Origin of the sequence: Gilliamella sp. M0320, assembly GCF_016101635.1 — a bacterium.
Taxonomy (GTDB): domain Bacteria; phylum Pseudomonadota; class Gammaproteobacteria; order Enterobacterales; family Orbaceae; genus Gilliamella; species Gilliamella apis.
Genome location: NZ_JACFQD010000008.1, coordinates 1 through 15,624, shown reverse-complemented (window position 1 = coordinate 15,624; position 15,624 = coordinate 1). Strand labels below are relative to the sequence as shown.

Annotated in this window: 12 protein-coding genes; 11 read left to right on the top strand and 1 reads right to left on the bottom strand. The window is 36.0% G+C overall.

Annotated features, from left to right (window positions below; genetic code table 11):
• The first annotated feature begins 93 nt into the window (after window positions 1-93).
• The 11 genes from H3T83_RS09920 to H3T83_RS09870 all read left to right on the top strand — a co-directional run bounded on the left by H3T83_RS09920 (window position 94) and on the right by H3T83_RS09870 (window position 14,670).
• A complete protein-coding gene (locus H3T83_RS09920; RefSeq protein WP_086320856.1) occupies window positions 94-966 on the top strand; it encodes a shikimate dehydrogenase in 873 nt (290 codons plus the stop codon).
• Between the two features lie 23 nt (window positions 967-989).
• A complete protein-coding gene (aroD, locus tag H3T83_RS09915; protein WP_198215670.1) occupies window positions 990-1,754 on the top strand; it encodes a type I 3-dehydroquinate dehydratase in 765 nt (254 codons plus the stop codon).
• 334 nt (window positions 1,755-2,088) lie between these two features.
• Window positions 2,089-4,524 (top strand): glycerol-3-phosphate 1-O-acyltransferase PlsB, encoded by a 2,436-nt coding sequence (gene plsB / locus H3T83_RS09910; protein WP_232351152.1) that lies wholly within the window; start codon window positions 2,089-2,091, stop codon window positions 4,522-4,524.
• Window positions 4,525-4,811: 287 nt separating this feature from the next.
• Window positions 4,812-7,880 carry a formate dehydrogenase-N subunit alpha gene (gene fdnG / locus H3T83_RS09905; protein WP_198215669.1) on the top strand — a complete coding sequence of 1,023 codons (3,069 nt, stop codon included), beginning with the start codon at window positions 4,812-4,814 and terminating at the stop codon, window positions 7,878-7,880.
• Window positions 7,881-7,895: 15 nt separating this feature from the next.
• Window positions 7,896-8,870, top strand: coding sequence for a formate dehydrogenase subunit beta (gene fdxH, locus H3T83_RS09900; protein WP_198196256.1), 975 nt, complete (start codon window positions 7,896-7,898; stop codon window positions 8,868-8,870).
• Window positions 8,863-9,561, top strand: a complete 699-nt coding sequence (locus H3T83_RS09895) for a formate dehydrogenase subunit gamma (protein WP_065614648.1) — start codon at window positions 8,863-8,865, stop codon at window positions 9,559-9,561. Before fdxH ends, H3T83_RS09895 begins: the two co-directional genes overlap by 8 nt.
• A gap of 89 nt (window positions 9,562-9,650) precedes the next feature.
• On the top strand, window positions 9,651-10,559 hold the full coding sequence (fdhE, locus tag H3T83_RS09890) for a formate dehydrogenase accessory protein FdhE (RefSeq protein ID WP_198215668.1): 909 nt from the start codon (window positions 9,651-9,653) through the stop codon (window positions 10,557-10,559).
• A gap of 119 nt (window positions 10,560-10,678) precedes the next feature.
• Window positions 10,679-11,641: an ABC transporter substrate-binding protein gene (locus tag H3T83_RS09885; RefSeq protein WP_198215667.1), complete on the top strand. Its 963-nt coding sequence runs from the start codon at window positions 10,679-10,681 to the stop codon at window positions 11,639-11,641.
• Between the two features lie 247 nt (window positions 11,642-11,888).
• Complete coding sequence (locus H3T83_RS09880; RefSeq protein ID WP_065578410.1) at window positions 11,889-12,866, top strand: ABC transporter substrate-binding protein; 978 nt, start codon at window positions 11,889-11,891, stop codon at window positions 12,864-12,866.
• Between the two features lie 62 nt (window positions 12,867-12,928).
• Entirely contained in the window at window positions 12,929-13,873 is a 945-nt protein-coding gene (locus tag H3T83_RS09875; RefSeq protein WP_065578411.1) for an ABC transporter permease, read from the top strand.
• A 2-nt stretch (window positions 13,874-13,875) separates the two neighbouring features.
• Entirely contained in the window at window positions 13,876-14,670 is a 795-nt protein-coding gene (locus H3T83_RS09870; RefSeq protein WP_065578412.1) for an ABC transporter ATP-binding protein, read from the top strand.
• A gap of 69 nt (window positions 14,671-14,739) precedes the next feature.
• On the opposite strand, the gene H3T83_RS09865 is transcribed toward H3T83_RS09870, so the two are convergent.
• The gene (locus H3T83_RS09865; protein WP_198215666.1) at window positions 14,740-15,285 is read right to left on the bottom strand and encodes an NADAR family protein; all 546 of its coding nucleotides are present in this window, start codon (window positions 15,283-15,285) and stop codon (window positions 14,740-14,742) included.
• Window positions 15,286-15,624 lie beyond the last annotated feature (339 nt).

Here is a 15,624-nt window from a genome sequence, read left to right as displayed (position 1 = left end):
CCAGCTTTTCGGCTAAACAAAATTACTAGACACAAACATCATGGTATATGATCAGTTTTGGACAAAATTTAGATTAGTTACGGAGAATTTCAAATGAGAAGTAATATTGATGGTCATTTTCTATTGATTGGTTTAATGGCTTATCCGATTCGTCATAGTCTGTCACCACAAATGCAAAATACCATTTACTCTAAATTAAATATTCCATTTATTTATTTAGCATTTGAAGTCGATCAACCAAAGCTAGCCGATGCAATAAAAGGTTTACGAGCACTTGGGTTACGAGGTAGTGCTATTTCAATGCCCAATAAACAACTTGTTTGCCAATACCTTGATAAATTAACACCTGCGGTAGAAATGAGTGGTGCCTGTAATACTATTTCAAATGATAATGGCGTATTGACCGGTTATAACACTGATGGCATTGGCTATATGCGTATGCTAGCAGAAGCTGGCATTAATATGCTAGATAAAAAAATAACCATTCTCGGTGCCGGAGGTGCGGCAACCGCAATTGCCGTACAAGCAGCACTTGATGGTGTAAAAGAAATTGCTATTTTTAATCAGAAAGATGAGTGCTATACAAAGATAGAATCGGTAATAAAAAAATTAAATGAACAGACAAAATGTAAAGTACATATTACCGATCTAGCTGATGAGAATGAGCTAAAAAAACAAATTGCTGATAGCGATGTACTTTGTAACGCCACTGGTGTTGGAATGAAACCATTAGAAGGGCAAAGTTTAATTACCGAGCCAACAATATTGAGATCAGATCTCGTTGTTACAGATTGTATTTATAGCCCACGCAAAACTAAGCTATTAGAAATGGCCGAACAACAAGGATGTAAAACACTCAATGGCATCGGTATGATGCTATGGCAAGGAGCGGCACAAATAAAAATTTGGACAGGCGAAGATGCACCAATTGATTATGTCAAAGAACAAATGGGATTTAATGATTAATTTAGTGGTGAACAGGAAATAAAATGAATATAGTAACAGTTAAACAGCTTGAGATAGGTAAAGGTACTCCAAAAATAATTGTGCCAATTATTGGAAAAACCGAAGATGAACTCATTGATGAAGTAAAGTTTTTACAAACTATTGATTTTGACGTTTTAGAATGGCGAGTTGACCACTTTACACAAGTTGATAATATTGATGCAGTCAAATCCATAGCACAAAAAATAGCTACCTTATTGCCCAATAAACCAATTTTATTTACTTTCCGTACCGCAAATGAAGGTGGCGTAAAACCATGGCCATTAGATGCTTATATACAACTAAATAAAGCAATGGCAAGCAGTGGCTTAGTTGATTTAATTGATGTTGAAGTCTTTATTGGCGATGACAATGTAAAAGAAATTATCGATATTGCGCATAAAAATAACGTATTCGTGGTTGCTTCAAACCATGATTTTGAGAAAACACCATCACAAAGTGATATTGTCTATAGATTAAGAAAAATGCAAGACTTAGGTGCAGATATTCCTAAAATTGCTGTGATGCCACAAAATACTAATGATGTATTAACATTACTTGCCGCAACCAGCGAAATGAGTGAAAAATTTGCTACACAACCAATTATTACCATGTCAATGGCCGGTCTTGGTGCAATCAGCCGCATTGCAGGGACAACCTTTGGTTCAGCCATGACATTTGGTGCCGCCAAAAACGCCTCAGCTCCAGGTCAACTCGATGTTAAACAATTACGTTACATTTTAGATGTAATGTATCAAAGCAAAGCTTGATAATAGACTGATGCCATCACGATTTAAACTGGATTGTGATGGCTAGTTTTCGCTCATTAATACAACCATTGTGATAACTTAATTTCAATAAACTATATAGTGTTGCTATTAATATGTCTTTATAATGGGTAGACATAGGCATCTATAAATTAAAACAATCTAGCTGAAAGATTATGCAAATTAACTAACAGTTAGACAATAACACATATATACTTGGATTAATGTTTATTGTTAAAAAGTAAAATAACAATATAAATTTGCAATTTATGCATCGACAAGTTAGTCGATAAACTAATAGCTAACAATGATTTAAATATATAATTAGCTACAAAATATGAGGTTTATTTTTATGTTTTCTTGGTGGACAAAAGTTTATTTTTCACTAATTCAGATCCCTGTTAAGCTTTTTGTTAAAAGTAAACCGATCCCTACTGATCCCATTACTGAATTGGATCTCGATATCCATCGACCAATTTTGTATGTACTACCTTATAATTCACAAATTGACTTAATGGTAGTGAGATCACTTTGTCTTAAATATGATTTGCCAGATCCTTTATTAGGCATTGATATTAATGGTAATACTATTCCTGCTTATATTTATATTGATAAAGGACCGGGTATTTTTGCTTCTAAAAAACAAAAAAATAAATCAATTGAAATTTTAAGAGAATATATCTCAGCGCATCAACAAAATGATGAACTTGATGTGCAAATGTTGCCGGTTTCCGTTATGTTTGGGCGAAAACCAGATAAAGAAGGTAAAAAAATGCCTTCACTACAAGTTTTAGGCGCAACGTATAAACTTTATAAAATCTTAATTTCTGGTCGTGACTGTTACACCCGATTCTCTCGAACGGTATCATTTAAAAATATTAAGGTTGACGATAACCAAGATATCTCTGTTCTAGCCCACAAACTTGCTCGTGTCGCACGCATACACTTTGCCAAACAAAGGGCTGCATCTGTTGGTCCGAAGTTACCTGTTCGTCAAGAGATGCTTAACAAATTACTAACTAATCCTGCCCTTGCCGAAGCTATACAAGAAGAAGCTAAAAGCAAAAAAATAGATCAGGATAAAGCCAGAAAGAATGCCTTATCATTATTAAACGAAATTGCGGCTAATTTTTCTTATCGCATGCTTAGAATGACTGATTTTGTTCTGACTTGGGCATGGAATAGACTTTATCAAGGTTTGAAAGTCACCAATGCAGATCCTGTTCGAGAATTAGCTGAAAATGGCCATGAAATTGTCTATGCGCCATGTCATCGCAGTCATATGGATTACTTATTACTATCCTATGTACTTTATCGACAAGGACTGGTGCCACCACATATTGCCGCAGGTATTAATTTAAACTTCTGGCCAGCAGGACCTATTTTTAGGCGCTTAGGAGCATTTTTTATTCGCCGCTCATTTAAAGGTAATAAACTTTATACCGCTGTATTTCGGGAGTATTTAGCTGAACTATTTATCCGAGGTTATTCGGTAGAGTATTTCATCGAGGGCGGTCGATCACGTACAGGTAGGTTACTTGATCCTAAAACAGGAATGTTAATGATGACAGTCCAGACTTTATTGCGTGGTGATCCTCGGCCAATCACAATCGTTCCTGTTTATATTGGTTATGAACATGTTTTAGAAGTTGCCACTTATGCCAATGAACTTCGTGGCGCAAAAAAAGAAAAAGAGAGCTTGTGGCGTACAATTAAAGCATTTTTAAAATTGAAAAAATTAGGCTTTGGTTATGTTAACTTTGGTGATCCTATCCCTTTAAACCAATTTTTAAATCAACAAATTCCTGATTGGCGAGATGCGATTGATCCAACAGGAACACAACGTCCTAGCTGGTTAACACCCACAACTAATCTGCTGGCTACACAAATAATGGAACACATAAATTCATCTGCTGCAATTAATGCGATGAATTTATGTTGTTCAATATTGTTAGCTGCTGACCAATGTACATTAACCAAAGTAAAATTATTAGAAAATATTGATTATCTCTTAAAATTATTAAAAAACATTCCTTATTCCGAATTAATTACCATTCCTGATCAAACTGCTGAACAGATGTTTGAACATGCTAAAGAAATGGGCAAATTTGTTATTACCACTGATGAAGTTGGTGAAATGGTAGGTCTAACCGCCGATCAAGCAGTATTGATGACCTATTATCGTAATAACATTCAGCATTTACTGATCATTCCAGCAATTGTCGCGCGAATTTTGCTTAAAAATAACCGTATTTCGCTTGATGAAGTACTTATGCAAGTCAAACTGCTGTTCCCATTAATAAAATCAGAACTATTTTTATATCACAATGATGAACAACTAACTGAGTACGTAAATAACATTATTGCAACTTATGCCGAATTGAATCTAATCAGTTACACTCCAGACAAATTAACCTTGAACTACTTAAAAATGTCAGGTTTACAGCTATTGGCATCATCCTCAAAAGATACATTACAACGCTATGTCATTGCATTTTCATTATTGCAAAAAGATCCAACCATCAGCCGAGCAAGTTTAGAAAAAGAAGGCCGATTAATAGCCGAACGTTTATCGATACTTCATGGTATTAATGCACCAGAGTTTTTTGATAAAGGTGTTTTTTCAACCTTAGTTGCTTCACTTCGTGAACAAGGTTATTTAGATGATAAAGACGATGCCAATTTAGCAAAAATTGACACTATGAATAAAATACTTAAACCATTAATCACCAACCGAGTAATGCAGACAATTGACGAAATTAATCTAAAATAATAAACTAAGGCTTACTTGATTGCTATCAGTAAGCCGAATATACTACGCTTCCAACCTTTAATTTAAACATTTCCTTGCTTAATTAGTTTTACTAAAAATGTATTTAATCTCAATAAAATATTACAACAAGCAAATAGCAATTGATATTTTTGACATATGTCAAACTTTTAAATATTTATCCCTTTATTTCCATTCAATTAAATATTATCATTACAATTAATAAGGATGTTTATAAATTCCTACATAATAATCTAAATAATGTAATGTCAGCTTTTTAAGGAGTTCATATGCTATTTAACCGTAGACAGTTCTTTAAGATCTGTGCTGGTGGCATGGCTGGAACCACAGTAGCTACGCTGGGACTGGCACCGAGCATAGCTCTTGCACAAACTCGCCAATATAAATTATTAAAATCAAAAGAGACGCGAAATAATTGTACTTACTGTTCAGTAGGATGTGGAATGCTCCTTTATAGCCGAGGCGATGGAGCAAAAAATGCCGAATCATCTATTTTTCATATCGAAGGTGACCCTGATCATCCAGTTAGCCGAGGCTCTCTTTGTCCAAAAGGTGCAGGAGTACTTGATTATATTAAAAGCGAACAAAGAGTTAAATATCCTGAATATCGTGCTCCTGGTTCTGACAAATGGCAACGGATTAGTTGGGATGAAGCAATTGATCGTATTGCCCGACTAATGAAAGCTGACCGAGATAAAAACTTTCAAGAAAAAAATGCACAAGGTACAACCGTTAATCGCTGGACAACAACCGGCTGGTTGGTTACCTCAGCAGCGAGTAATGAAACAGGTTGGTTAGCGTTTAAAGTTGCTCGTTCATTAGGAATGTTAAGCCTCGAAACCCAAGCTAGGGTTTGTCATGGTCCTTCTGTTTCTAGCTTAGCTGCGACATTCGGTCGAGGCGCGATGACCAATAATTGGAATGATATCAAAAATGCTAATGTGGTTATCGTTATGGGGGGTAATGCAGCGGAAGCCCACCCGGTTGGATTTAAATGGGCTATTGAAGCTAAAATTACTAACGGCGCGGAACTGATTGCGATTGATCCACGTTTTCATCGAACTGCCTCTGTCGCCGATCATTATGTACCAATTCGTGCTGGTTCTGACATTGCTTTTTTACTTGGCATTATTAACTACCTTATCTCACATAACGAAGTAAACTTTGAATATCTAGTTACCCACTCTAATGCTAGTTTAATTGTCCGTGATGATTTTAACTTTGATACAAATAGTGGTTTATTTAGTGGTTATGATGCAGCTAACCGTCAATACGATCAAACCAGTTGGGCATATCAAAAAGATGAAAGTGGTTATGCATTAAGAGATAAAACCCTAAGTCATCCACGTTGTGTATGGAATTTATTAAAACAACATGTGAGTCGTTATACGCCAGAAATGGTAAACAAAGTTACCGGTAGTCCAATAGACGGTTTTTTACATGTTTGTCGATCTCTTGCTAGTACCAAAACCAACGATCGTGCAGCAACTTTCTTATATGCCTTAGGGTGGACTCAGCACACCTATGGAACTCAAATCATTCGCACTGCAGCGATGATCCAACTTATTCTTGGCAACATTGGTGTTATGGGCGGTGGTATCAATGCTTTACGTGGACACTCAAACATTCAAGGTTTAACTGATGTAGGATTACTATCTAATCGATTACCTGCTTATCTTGACTTACCCAAAGAATCGCAAACTTCACTAGAGCAATATCTGACAGAAAAAACCCCTAAACCACTCGGTCCAAATGAGGTCAATTTTTGGGGTAATTACCCGAAATTCTTTGTTAGCTTTATGAAAGCAATGTACGGCGAGAATGCCACTCAAGATAACAATTGGGGATTTGATTGGTTACCAAAATGGGATAAAACCTATGATGTTTTAAGATTCAGCAAAATGATGCGTGATGGTCAAGCTAATGGTTTTATTTGCCAAGGTTTCAACCCATTAGCAGCACTGCCTGATAAAAATAGTATCCGTGATGGATTATCTAAGCTTAAGTTTTTAGTTAGCATTGATCCAATGCCAACCGAAACCGCTGAGTTTTGGAAAAATCATGGCGAATCCAACGATGTTAATCCAAGCAAAATTCAAACCGAGGTATTTAGGCTTCCTGCTAACTGCTTTGCTGAAGAAAACGGCACAATTGTTAACTCATCACGTTTATTACAATGGCACTGGGCAGCAGCCAGACCACCTTACGAATCACTTTATGATCCAGAGATTATTGCCCGCATTTACTTAAGAATTAAAGAGCTTTATGAACAAGATGGTGGTGCTTATCACGAACCAATTAACAATTTAAGCTGGGATTATCTAGATCCAGAAGGTCCATCGGCTGAAGAACTCGCTAAAGAGTGTAATGGTCGAGCATTAGCTGACTTAACGGATAACAGTGGCAATGTCATCCTGAAAAAAGGCCAACTATTAAGCGGTTTTTCACAATTAAAAGCTGACGGCTCTACCTCATCAGGGATCTGGATATTCTGTGGCTCTTGGACTGAGCAAGGTAATCTAATGGCTCGCCGCGATCCTAGTGATCCATCCGGTAAAGGTATCCATGCTGGCTGGGCATGGGCATGGCCAATGAATCGACGAGTGTTGTATAACCGAGCCTCGGCCGACGAAAATGGTAAACCATGGGATCCAAATCGAGTGTTAATCAAATGGAATGGTACAAATTGGGATGGTAATGATGTCGCTGACTTTACCGGTACATTATCACCAAGCTCTGGTGCCGGTGCATTTATCATGAATAATGACGGTTTAGGTGGATTATTCTGCTTAAATCGTTTGGTTGATGGTCCATTCCCTGAACATTATGAGCCATTTGAAACACCAATTTCCAATAATCCTATGCATCCTAAACAAGTTAATAGCCCAGTTGCTCGAGCATTTAAAGAGGATTTAGCTCGCTTAGGTAAAGCAGATGAGTTTCCTTATGTTGGCACCACATACAGTATTACTGAACACTTCCACTTCTGGACGCAACATGCGAGATTAGCATCCATCACACAACCGGAACAATTTATTGAACTGAGTGAAAATCTTGCCAATAAGAAAGGCATAAAATTAGGCGATACAGTAAAAGTTACCTCTTATCGAGGTTATATCAAAGCCAAAGCAGTTGTGACAAAACGTTTACCAACTTTGACTGTTGATGGTAAAGAGATCGAAACCATAGGAATTCCAATTGTATGGGGATTCACGGGGCAAACGAAAAAAGGCTTTTTGGTTAATGAATTAACACCACATTTAGGTGATGCTAATTCACAAACACCTGAATATAAGTCGTTTTTAGTTAACATCGAAAAAGTTACCACAGCGGCATAAGGAGGGAGATAAATTATGTCATTACAAACTCAAGATATTATTCGCCGCTCAGCAACTAACGCTTTAACCCCTGCACCTCGTGTACGAGATTATCAGCAGGAAGTTGCCAAGTTAATTGATGTAACTACCTGTATCGGTTGTAAAGCTTGCCAAGTCGCTTGTAGCGAATGGAATGACCTACGAGCAGAAGTAGGCAATACTGTCGGCGTTTATGATAATCCAGCCGACTTACAACCAAAAGCGTGGACCGTTATGCGCTATTCAGAAGTGGAGATCAATGGCAAATTTGAATGGCTTATCCGTAAAGACGGTTGTATGCACTGCGCCGATCCCGGTTGTTTAAAAGCGTGTCCATCAGAAGGAGCAATCATCCAATATGCAAATGGTATTGTTGATTTTCAATCGGAACACTGCATAGGGTGCGGTTATTGTGTGGCTGGTTGTCCATTTAATATTCCGCGAGTCAGCAAAGAAGATAATCATTCATATAAATGCACATTATGTGTTGATCGTGTCGCAGTTGGCCAAGAACCTGCTTGTGTAAAAACCTGCCCAACGGGAGCGATTCATTTTGGCACCAAACAAGATATGATTCGTCATGCCGAGCATCGAATTACTGATTTGAAAAAACGTGGATTTGAACACGCTGGTCTCTATAATCCAGAAGGTGTGGGTGGCACACATGTTATGTATGTTTTACATCATGCCGATCAACCTGAACTTTATCATGGCTTACCAAAAGACCCGCAAGTTAGTGAAATTGTTAAATTCTGGAAAGGTGCTTGGAAGCCACTATCAGCAGCTGCTTTTGTCGCTACTTTTGGTGGATTGCTGTTCCACTATATGGGTGTCGGTGCGATTGAAGTCGATGAAGCAGATATAGAACACGAAAAAGAAGCCGATAAACAAGCAAGAAAACGTTTAGGATTGCCTATTTTTGGCCGGAAAAATACGCCTAATTCGTCGCAATCGGAGGCTCATCATGAATAAAAAAGGAATGATATTAAGAACACCACTTATTGTACGTTTCTGTCATTGGTGTATGGTCTGTTTGTTTATTCTAACGGCACTATCTGGTTTGTCGCTGTTTTTTCCATCCATTAAGCTATTTGGATTATTTCTTGGTACACCACAACTAGTTAGAGCGTTGCATCCAATCATTGGTTGTGTAGTATTCGTTTTATTAATGTTTATGTTTATAAAACTAGCACATCATAATATTCCAAATAAAAATGACCTGTTATGGATTAAAAACTTTAAACACGTCATTATGGGTAAAGAAGAAGGTATTCCGATCGGTAAGTATAATGTTGGTCAGAAATTTCTATTCTGGTGCATTATGAGTCTGATCTTTGTATTATTTGTCACAGGTTTAATTATGTGGCGTCGCTATGTTTCCGATTACTTCCCAATTCAAATAGTTCGTATTGCCATATTTTTACATTCTTTTGCCGCTATATGTCTTATTTTATTAGCCATTGGCCATGCTTATATGGCACTTTGGGTAAAAGGTTCCATAAAAGGTATGATAACTGGCTATGTTTCTCGAGCTTGGGCGTTTAAAAATCATTCATCCTGGTACGAAGAAGAAATGAAAAAAGTTTATCAGCAAGAACTTAATGCCGAGAGTGAAACCAAGGTTGAGCAATCACCGCAAACTGAGCAAAAACCTGCTTTATAAAGTCTAATAGTAGATCTGCTGATATTAATCAGCAGATCTACTAAATGGCTAAATCAATTCTGGATAAAACCTCAAAGTGGTAATCAATAATGAGTATAAAAATCATTTCACAAGAACAACTTGAACAACAAAATATAAGCTCAGTAATTAGGCAGATCCCATTGCTATTTTATCCATCAACGAAAACACTTTATATTCACCGTGCGGCACGTTTAAAAACTTTAGCCGAAAATAACCCATTAAGCGATTATTTACTATTTTGTGCAAAAATAGCAGAGCAACAAGCCAAATTAATTAATCAACAAAACGCTATTGAAGCACCAAATTTACTCAATAATGGCTTAGCGCCATTAAATTTAGAGAATTTACCATTAAATGATATTTGGCAAGATTATTTATCTGAACTATTAAATTCTTTTTCCGATACCAGTGAACAAATTGAAGCCGTAATTCAACGATTAAAACAAAATAATCCTGAACAACTTCAAGAAAAAGCGATTAGTTTACTACAGGGTAAATTTGATCTGGTCGAAGGCAACGAATCTATATTTATTTGGTCTGCATTATCGGTTTATTACAGTCAACTGGCTAATCAAATTAAAGGAAAAGCAGTTGCTGAAAATACTGATCAAAATTGGCTATGCCCTGTTTGTAATAGCCTACCGGTTGCTAGTGTGATTCAACTTGGCGGTAATAATGGTTTAAGATATCTTCATTGTAGTTTGTGTGAAAGCGAATGGTATGTACCGCGGGTAAAATGTACTTGTTGCGATAATATGCAAGATATCCAATATTTCTCATTAGATAACGAAATGGCAGCAATAAAAACTGAATGTTGTGATGCCTGTCATAGCTATTTGAAAATTTTAGATCAAGATAAAGATCCTCACATAGAAGTTATTGCCGATGATGTAGCATCATTAATCTTAGATATAAAAACAGAAGAAGAAGGATTCGCAAAAAGTGGGATAAACCCATTTGTTTTTGCACAAAAATAGAATTTTTCAATCAGGAACATTTTATCTTTTTATAATAATTAATTATAAAAATATTACTTAACATTTTAAATTATTAGGACTAGAATAATATCACTGTACTAGTTTATGAGTTCTTGATAATGAAACGTTATTTATTATTGATAGTGATGTTAGTAATTACATCATTTTCCTGTTTAGCTGATACCATAAAAAATGTTGCGATAACAGCAATTGTTGAACATCCTTCATTAGATCAAATCCGTGATGGGGTAAAAGATGAGTTAATCGCAAGTGGTTTTAAATTGAATGAAAACTTGCAGGTACAATATCGAAGTGCCCAAGGTAGTAGTGCTACAGCCGCACAAATTGCACGCCAATTTGTCGCAGCTAAACCTGATGTTATCGTCGCTATCGCTACACCAAGTGCCCAAGCAACGGTTGCCGCGACCAAACAAATCCCAGTCGTCTTTGCTGGAATTACCGATCCAATTGCAGCTAAATTAATCAAAAACTGGGAGCCAACACATAACAATGTTACTGGTGTTTCAGATTATCAAGAAATAGGCCCTCAAATTGAGTTTATGAAGAAAATTGTGCCTAATGTAAAAGCGGTGGGTTATATTTATAGTCCTAGTGAAATTAACTCAACTGTAGTGCTAAAAAATCTACAACAACAACTTAGCCAACAAAATATATCATTAATCGCGGTACCGGCTCAACGTACCGCAGATATCTCAACTGCGGCCAATACACTTAAAGGAAAAGTTGATCTTATTTATACGACAACAGATAACAATGTTGTTTCGGCTTATGAATCATTAGTTAAATTTGCCAACGAAAATAAAATACCTCTGTTAGCATCATTCCCCGATGCAATTGAACGTGGTGCAGTTGCCGCTTATGGTATGAGTTATTACGATGTTGGCCGCCAATCAGGCAAACTTGTGGTAAGAGTTTTAAATGGTGAAGCACCAGGAAATATTATGCCAGAAATAGGTCAAGCATTACGTTTGGTGGTCAATATTGATGCTGCTAAGAAGCAAGGAATTGATTTATCAACAGATGTTATCGAATCAGCCTATAAAGTTATCGGTCAAAAATAAATCCTTATCTGAGATAATCATCAAATCCCTTGCTCATTAAATGAGCAAGGTTTTAAAAACCCCTCTCCTCAAAAATTATTACTATCGTTTATTGCTAAATAATGCATTTATTTCGACCAAAATAACACAAGCTGTAACAAATAATTTACACATATACTTTCTTTTAACTATAGAAAATTGTCCGATTTTGCTTTATAGTAAGCAAATACTTAGATTGAATGTAAAATAAATATTACAGGAGTAGCAAATGCGAAATTCAATAATCAAACTTTTTATGTTACTCAGTTTATCCGCAGTAACATTTTTTTCATCTGCTGATAATAAAACCGAACAAAAATTTGTTGCTATCACCGCTATTGTTGAACATCCTGCCTTAGATAATGTCCGTAAAGGTGTTGAAGATGAGTTAAAAGATAATGGCTATATTGCTGGTGAAAACCTAAAATTACAATTTGCTAGTGCCCAAGGTAGTAGCGCTAATGCAGCCCAAATCGCTAAACAATTTGTTGCCAATAAACCAGATGCTATCGTAGGGATTGCAACACCAAGTACCCAAGCGTTAGTTGCTACAACTAAATTAATCCCTATCGTTTTTACTGCAGTAACAGATCCGGTTGCAGCTAAATTGACACCAAGTTGGGATGCATCTAAAACAAATGTAACCGGGGTTTCCGATGCTTTATCATTAGAATCACAAATCGATATGATGTTAAAAATCAAACCAGATGCAAAAAATATCGGTTATGTTTACAGTCCTAGTGAAGTTAATTCAACAATTGTACTTAAAGAATTACAAGTTGCACTTGAAAAACGTGGCATGAAAATCATCGCTGCACCAGCACAACGAACCTCCGACATTTCAACTGCAGCAAGAAGTTTAAAAGGAAAAGTTGATCTGATCTATACAACAACCGATAATAACGTCGTTTCGGCCTATGAAGCTTTAGCTAAAGTTGCCAATGAAAACAAAATTCCGCTAGTAGCATCTGACCCAGATTCAGCTGAACGAGGAGCGATTGCCGCTTTAGGAATGAGTTATTATGATCTTGGTCGCCAAGCTGGTAAAATTGTTATTCGAATTCTTAACGGTGAAAAACCAGGTGATATTGCACCACAAGTTGGTAATATCACACAGTTAACAATAAATAAGAAAGCGGCTGAACGTCAAGGTGTAACGCTATCGGAAGAAGTATTAAAATCAGCGGCAAAAGTTGTCGAAAAATAATTTAAACCGTTTTAATAACTAAACCGCCAAATTTGGCGGTTACTTTTTTAGTGGATTTTTTCATGTCATTTGAATTTTTATTAGGCTCAATTGGAATAGGACTTATTTACGCATTAGTTAGTTTGGGTGTGTTTATCTCATTTAGATTACTTGATTTTCCCGATCTAACAGCTGATGCAAGTTTTCCACTTGGTGGTGCAGTATGTGGATTATGTATGTACGTTGGTATTGATCCATGGATAGCAACATTTTTAGGTATGTTTGCTGGTTGTATTGCAGGTGCAATGACTGGACTACTCTATGTTAAACTTAATATATTGCAATTACTATCCAGTATTATTGTAATGATAGGTCTGTATTCTATTAATTTAAGAATTTTAGGGATAGGCCCATATATTATGGGCGAAACCCCAAGAATGGCAGGATCCCCTAATCTATCATTACTAGATGCAAAAACTATTTTTTCACCATTTATGGCTGAAGATTACAGCAATCAATATCTAGTACAACCCATGATGATTTTAGCGTTTGTTGTAGTTTTTTGGCTACTACTCAATCTATTTCTAAATACTCAAGTTGGATTAGCACTAAGAGCAACAGGTACTAATCAACGAATGGCAAAATCTCAAGGCATTCCAACGGGTGCGATCACTATTTTAGGGATGGCAATATCAAACGGATTAATTGCTCTAGGTGGTTCATTATTTGTGCAAACACAAGGTGGTGCCGATATCACTATTGGGGTTGGTACTATTGTTATCGGTCTTGCTTCAATTATTATTGGTGAAAGTATATTCCCAACAAAACGCATCTGGGCAGTTATGATTGCAGTTATTTTTGGTGCAATCTTATATCGATTATTTATCGCTTTCGCACTCAGTAATGAATTCTTACAAGAAATTGGTGTAGGTACTGAAGACCTAAATCTTATTACAGCAATATTGGTTGTATTGGCATTAGTATTACCAAAACAACTAAAAAAATATTCTAAAAAAAGAGGTAAGTAAGCATGATTAAAGTAGGACAATTACAATTGACGTTTAATCAAGGAACGCCAATTGAAAATCATGTATTACGTGGTTTGAATCTCAATATCAAAAAAGGGGAATTTGTTACTATTATTGGTAGTAATGGCGCAGGAAAAAGTTCATTACTTAATGTCATTAGTGGTGATCTGATTGCTGATTCTGGTCATATTACCATTAATAATAAAGATGTTACACGATGGCCAGCTTGGAAAAGAGCTGGAATGGTAGCACGAGTATTCCAAGATCCAATGGTCGGAACTTGTGAAAACCTGACCATAGAAGAAAATTTAGCTATCGCTTACAACCGTGGCAATAATTTTACTTTACGACCAGCTTTAAATCGTAGACTGCGTGTTCTATTTAAAGAAAAACTAGCAACGCTAAATTTAGGTTTAGAAAATAGACTATCAGATATGATGGGCTTGCTTTCTGGTGGACAAAGACAAGCCGTTAGCCTACTCATGTCAACATTGCAACCATCCAAGATATTATTACTTGATGAACATACCGCAGCTCTCGACCCCAAAACTGCACAATTTGTTTTGGATCTTACTAATGAAATTGTTCAGAAAAACCAACTAACCACTATGATGGTGACTCATTCAATGAAACAAGCATTAGAATATGGCACAAGAACAGTGATGCTACATCAAGGACAAGTAGTACTTGATGTGTCAGGAGAACAACGAGATAAGCTAACAGTCACAGATTTATTAGATATGTTTGAAAAAACTCGTGGTGAAAAAGTAACTGACGATGCCTTATTATTAGGTTAATAAATCAGCAAGCAATATTTAATAGTTGAATATTGCTTCTTATCCAATAAGATTCGTATAAATAATTCATTATTTTTCTTGTAATTGTTGGCGAACATTCATTAAAGCAAATCCAAGCAAATTTTTTCCACGCCACATTAGCGGATTTTCAATATTAGGATCATCCTGAGACAATCCTATCCCCCATATTTTATCAACCGGACTTGCTTCTACTAATATTCTTTGTTTGGTTGATAATATAAAATCAGTCAACTTTGAATTCTGTGAAAACTTAGCATAATTACCATTTATGACAATATTAAAGCAGTGTTCATCCCAAATCTTCGGTATGAATCCTTTTACTTGACGCCCTAATGCTTTTGCTAATCCAGGAGAATTAGTAGTAAGTATTTTTGATAATATTTGCTTATCACCGAATAATCTTGCTTTCTCAGCCATCATATAATGTTCTGCAGTTGGATAGTAAATATTATCAATCTCAAAACGACTTGGATACCATTGGCTAAAACAACTCTTTGTTATGATAGAAGGTTGCTTTTCTACATGTCCCCAAAAGTATATATATTTATACCGTTTACCACTTCTATATTGTTGGTGTAATTGCAATAAATCCATAGAAATTCCTTATCATCACTAACGAATATGTTATATGTATTTCCATCAAATACCAATATTGTATTAGTAAAAAAATATTTTGGTTTTTAATAGAAAAGAACTGTGTACCATTCATATAACAAAAATAATGATGCCGATAAGAAGTATTTAAGATTAGGTATGATATGTAAAAGAAATATAACGTTATATTTTTGTGATAAAGCGTTGTATAGAAATTATTTGGCTATCTACAATAGTATTATTAATCCTAGAACGCAAAAAAGCCCAGCATTGCTGCTGGGCTCGTATATTTAAAAGTCTGGCGGCACCCTACTCTCACATGGGTAATACCCACACTAC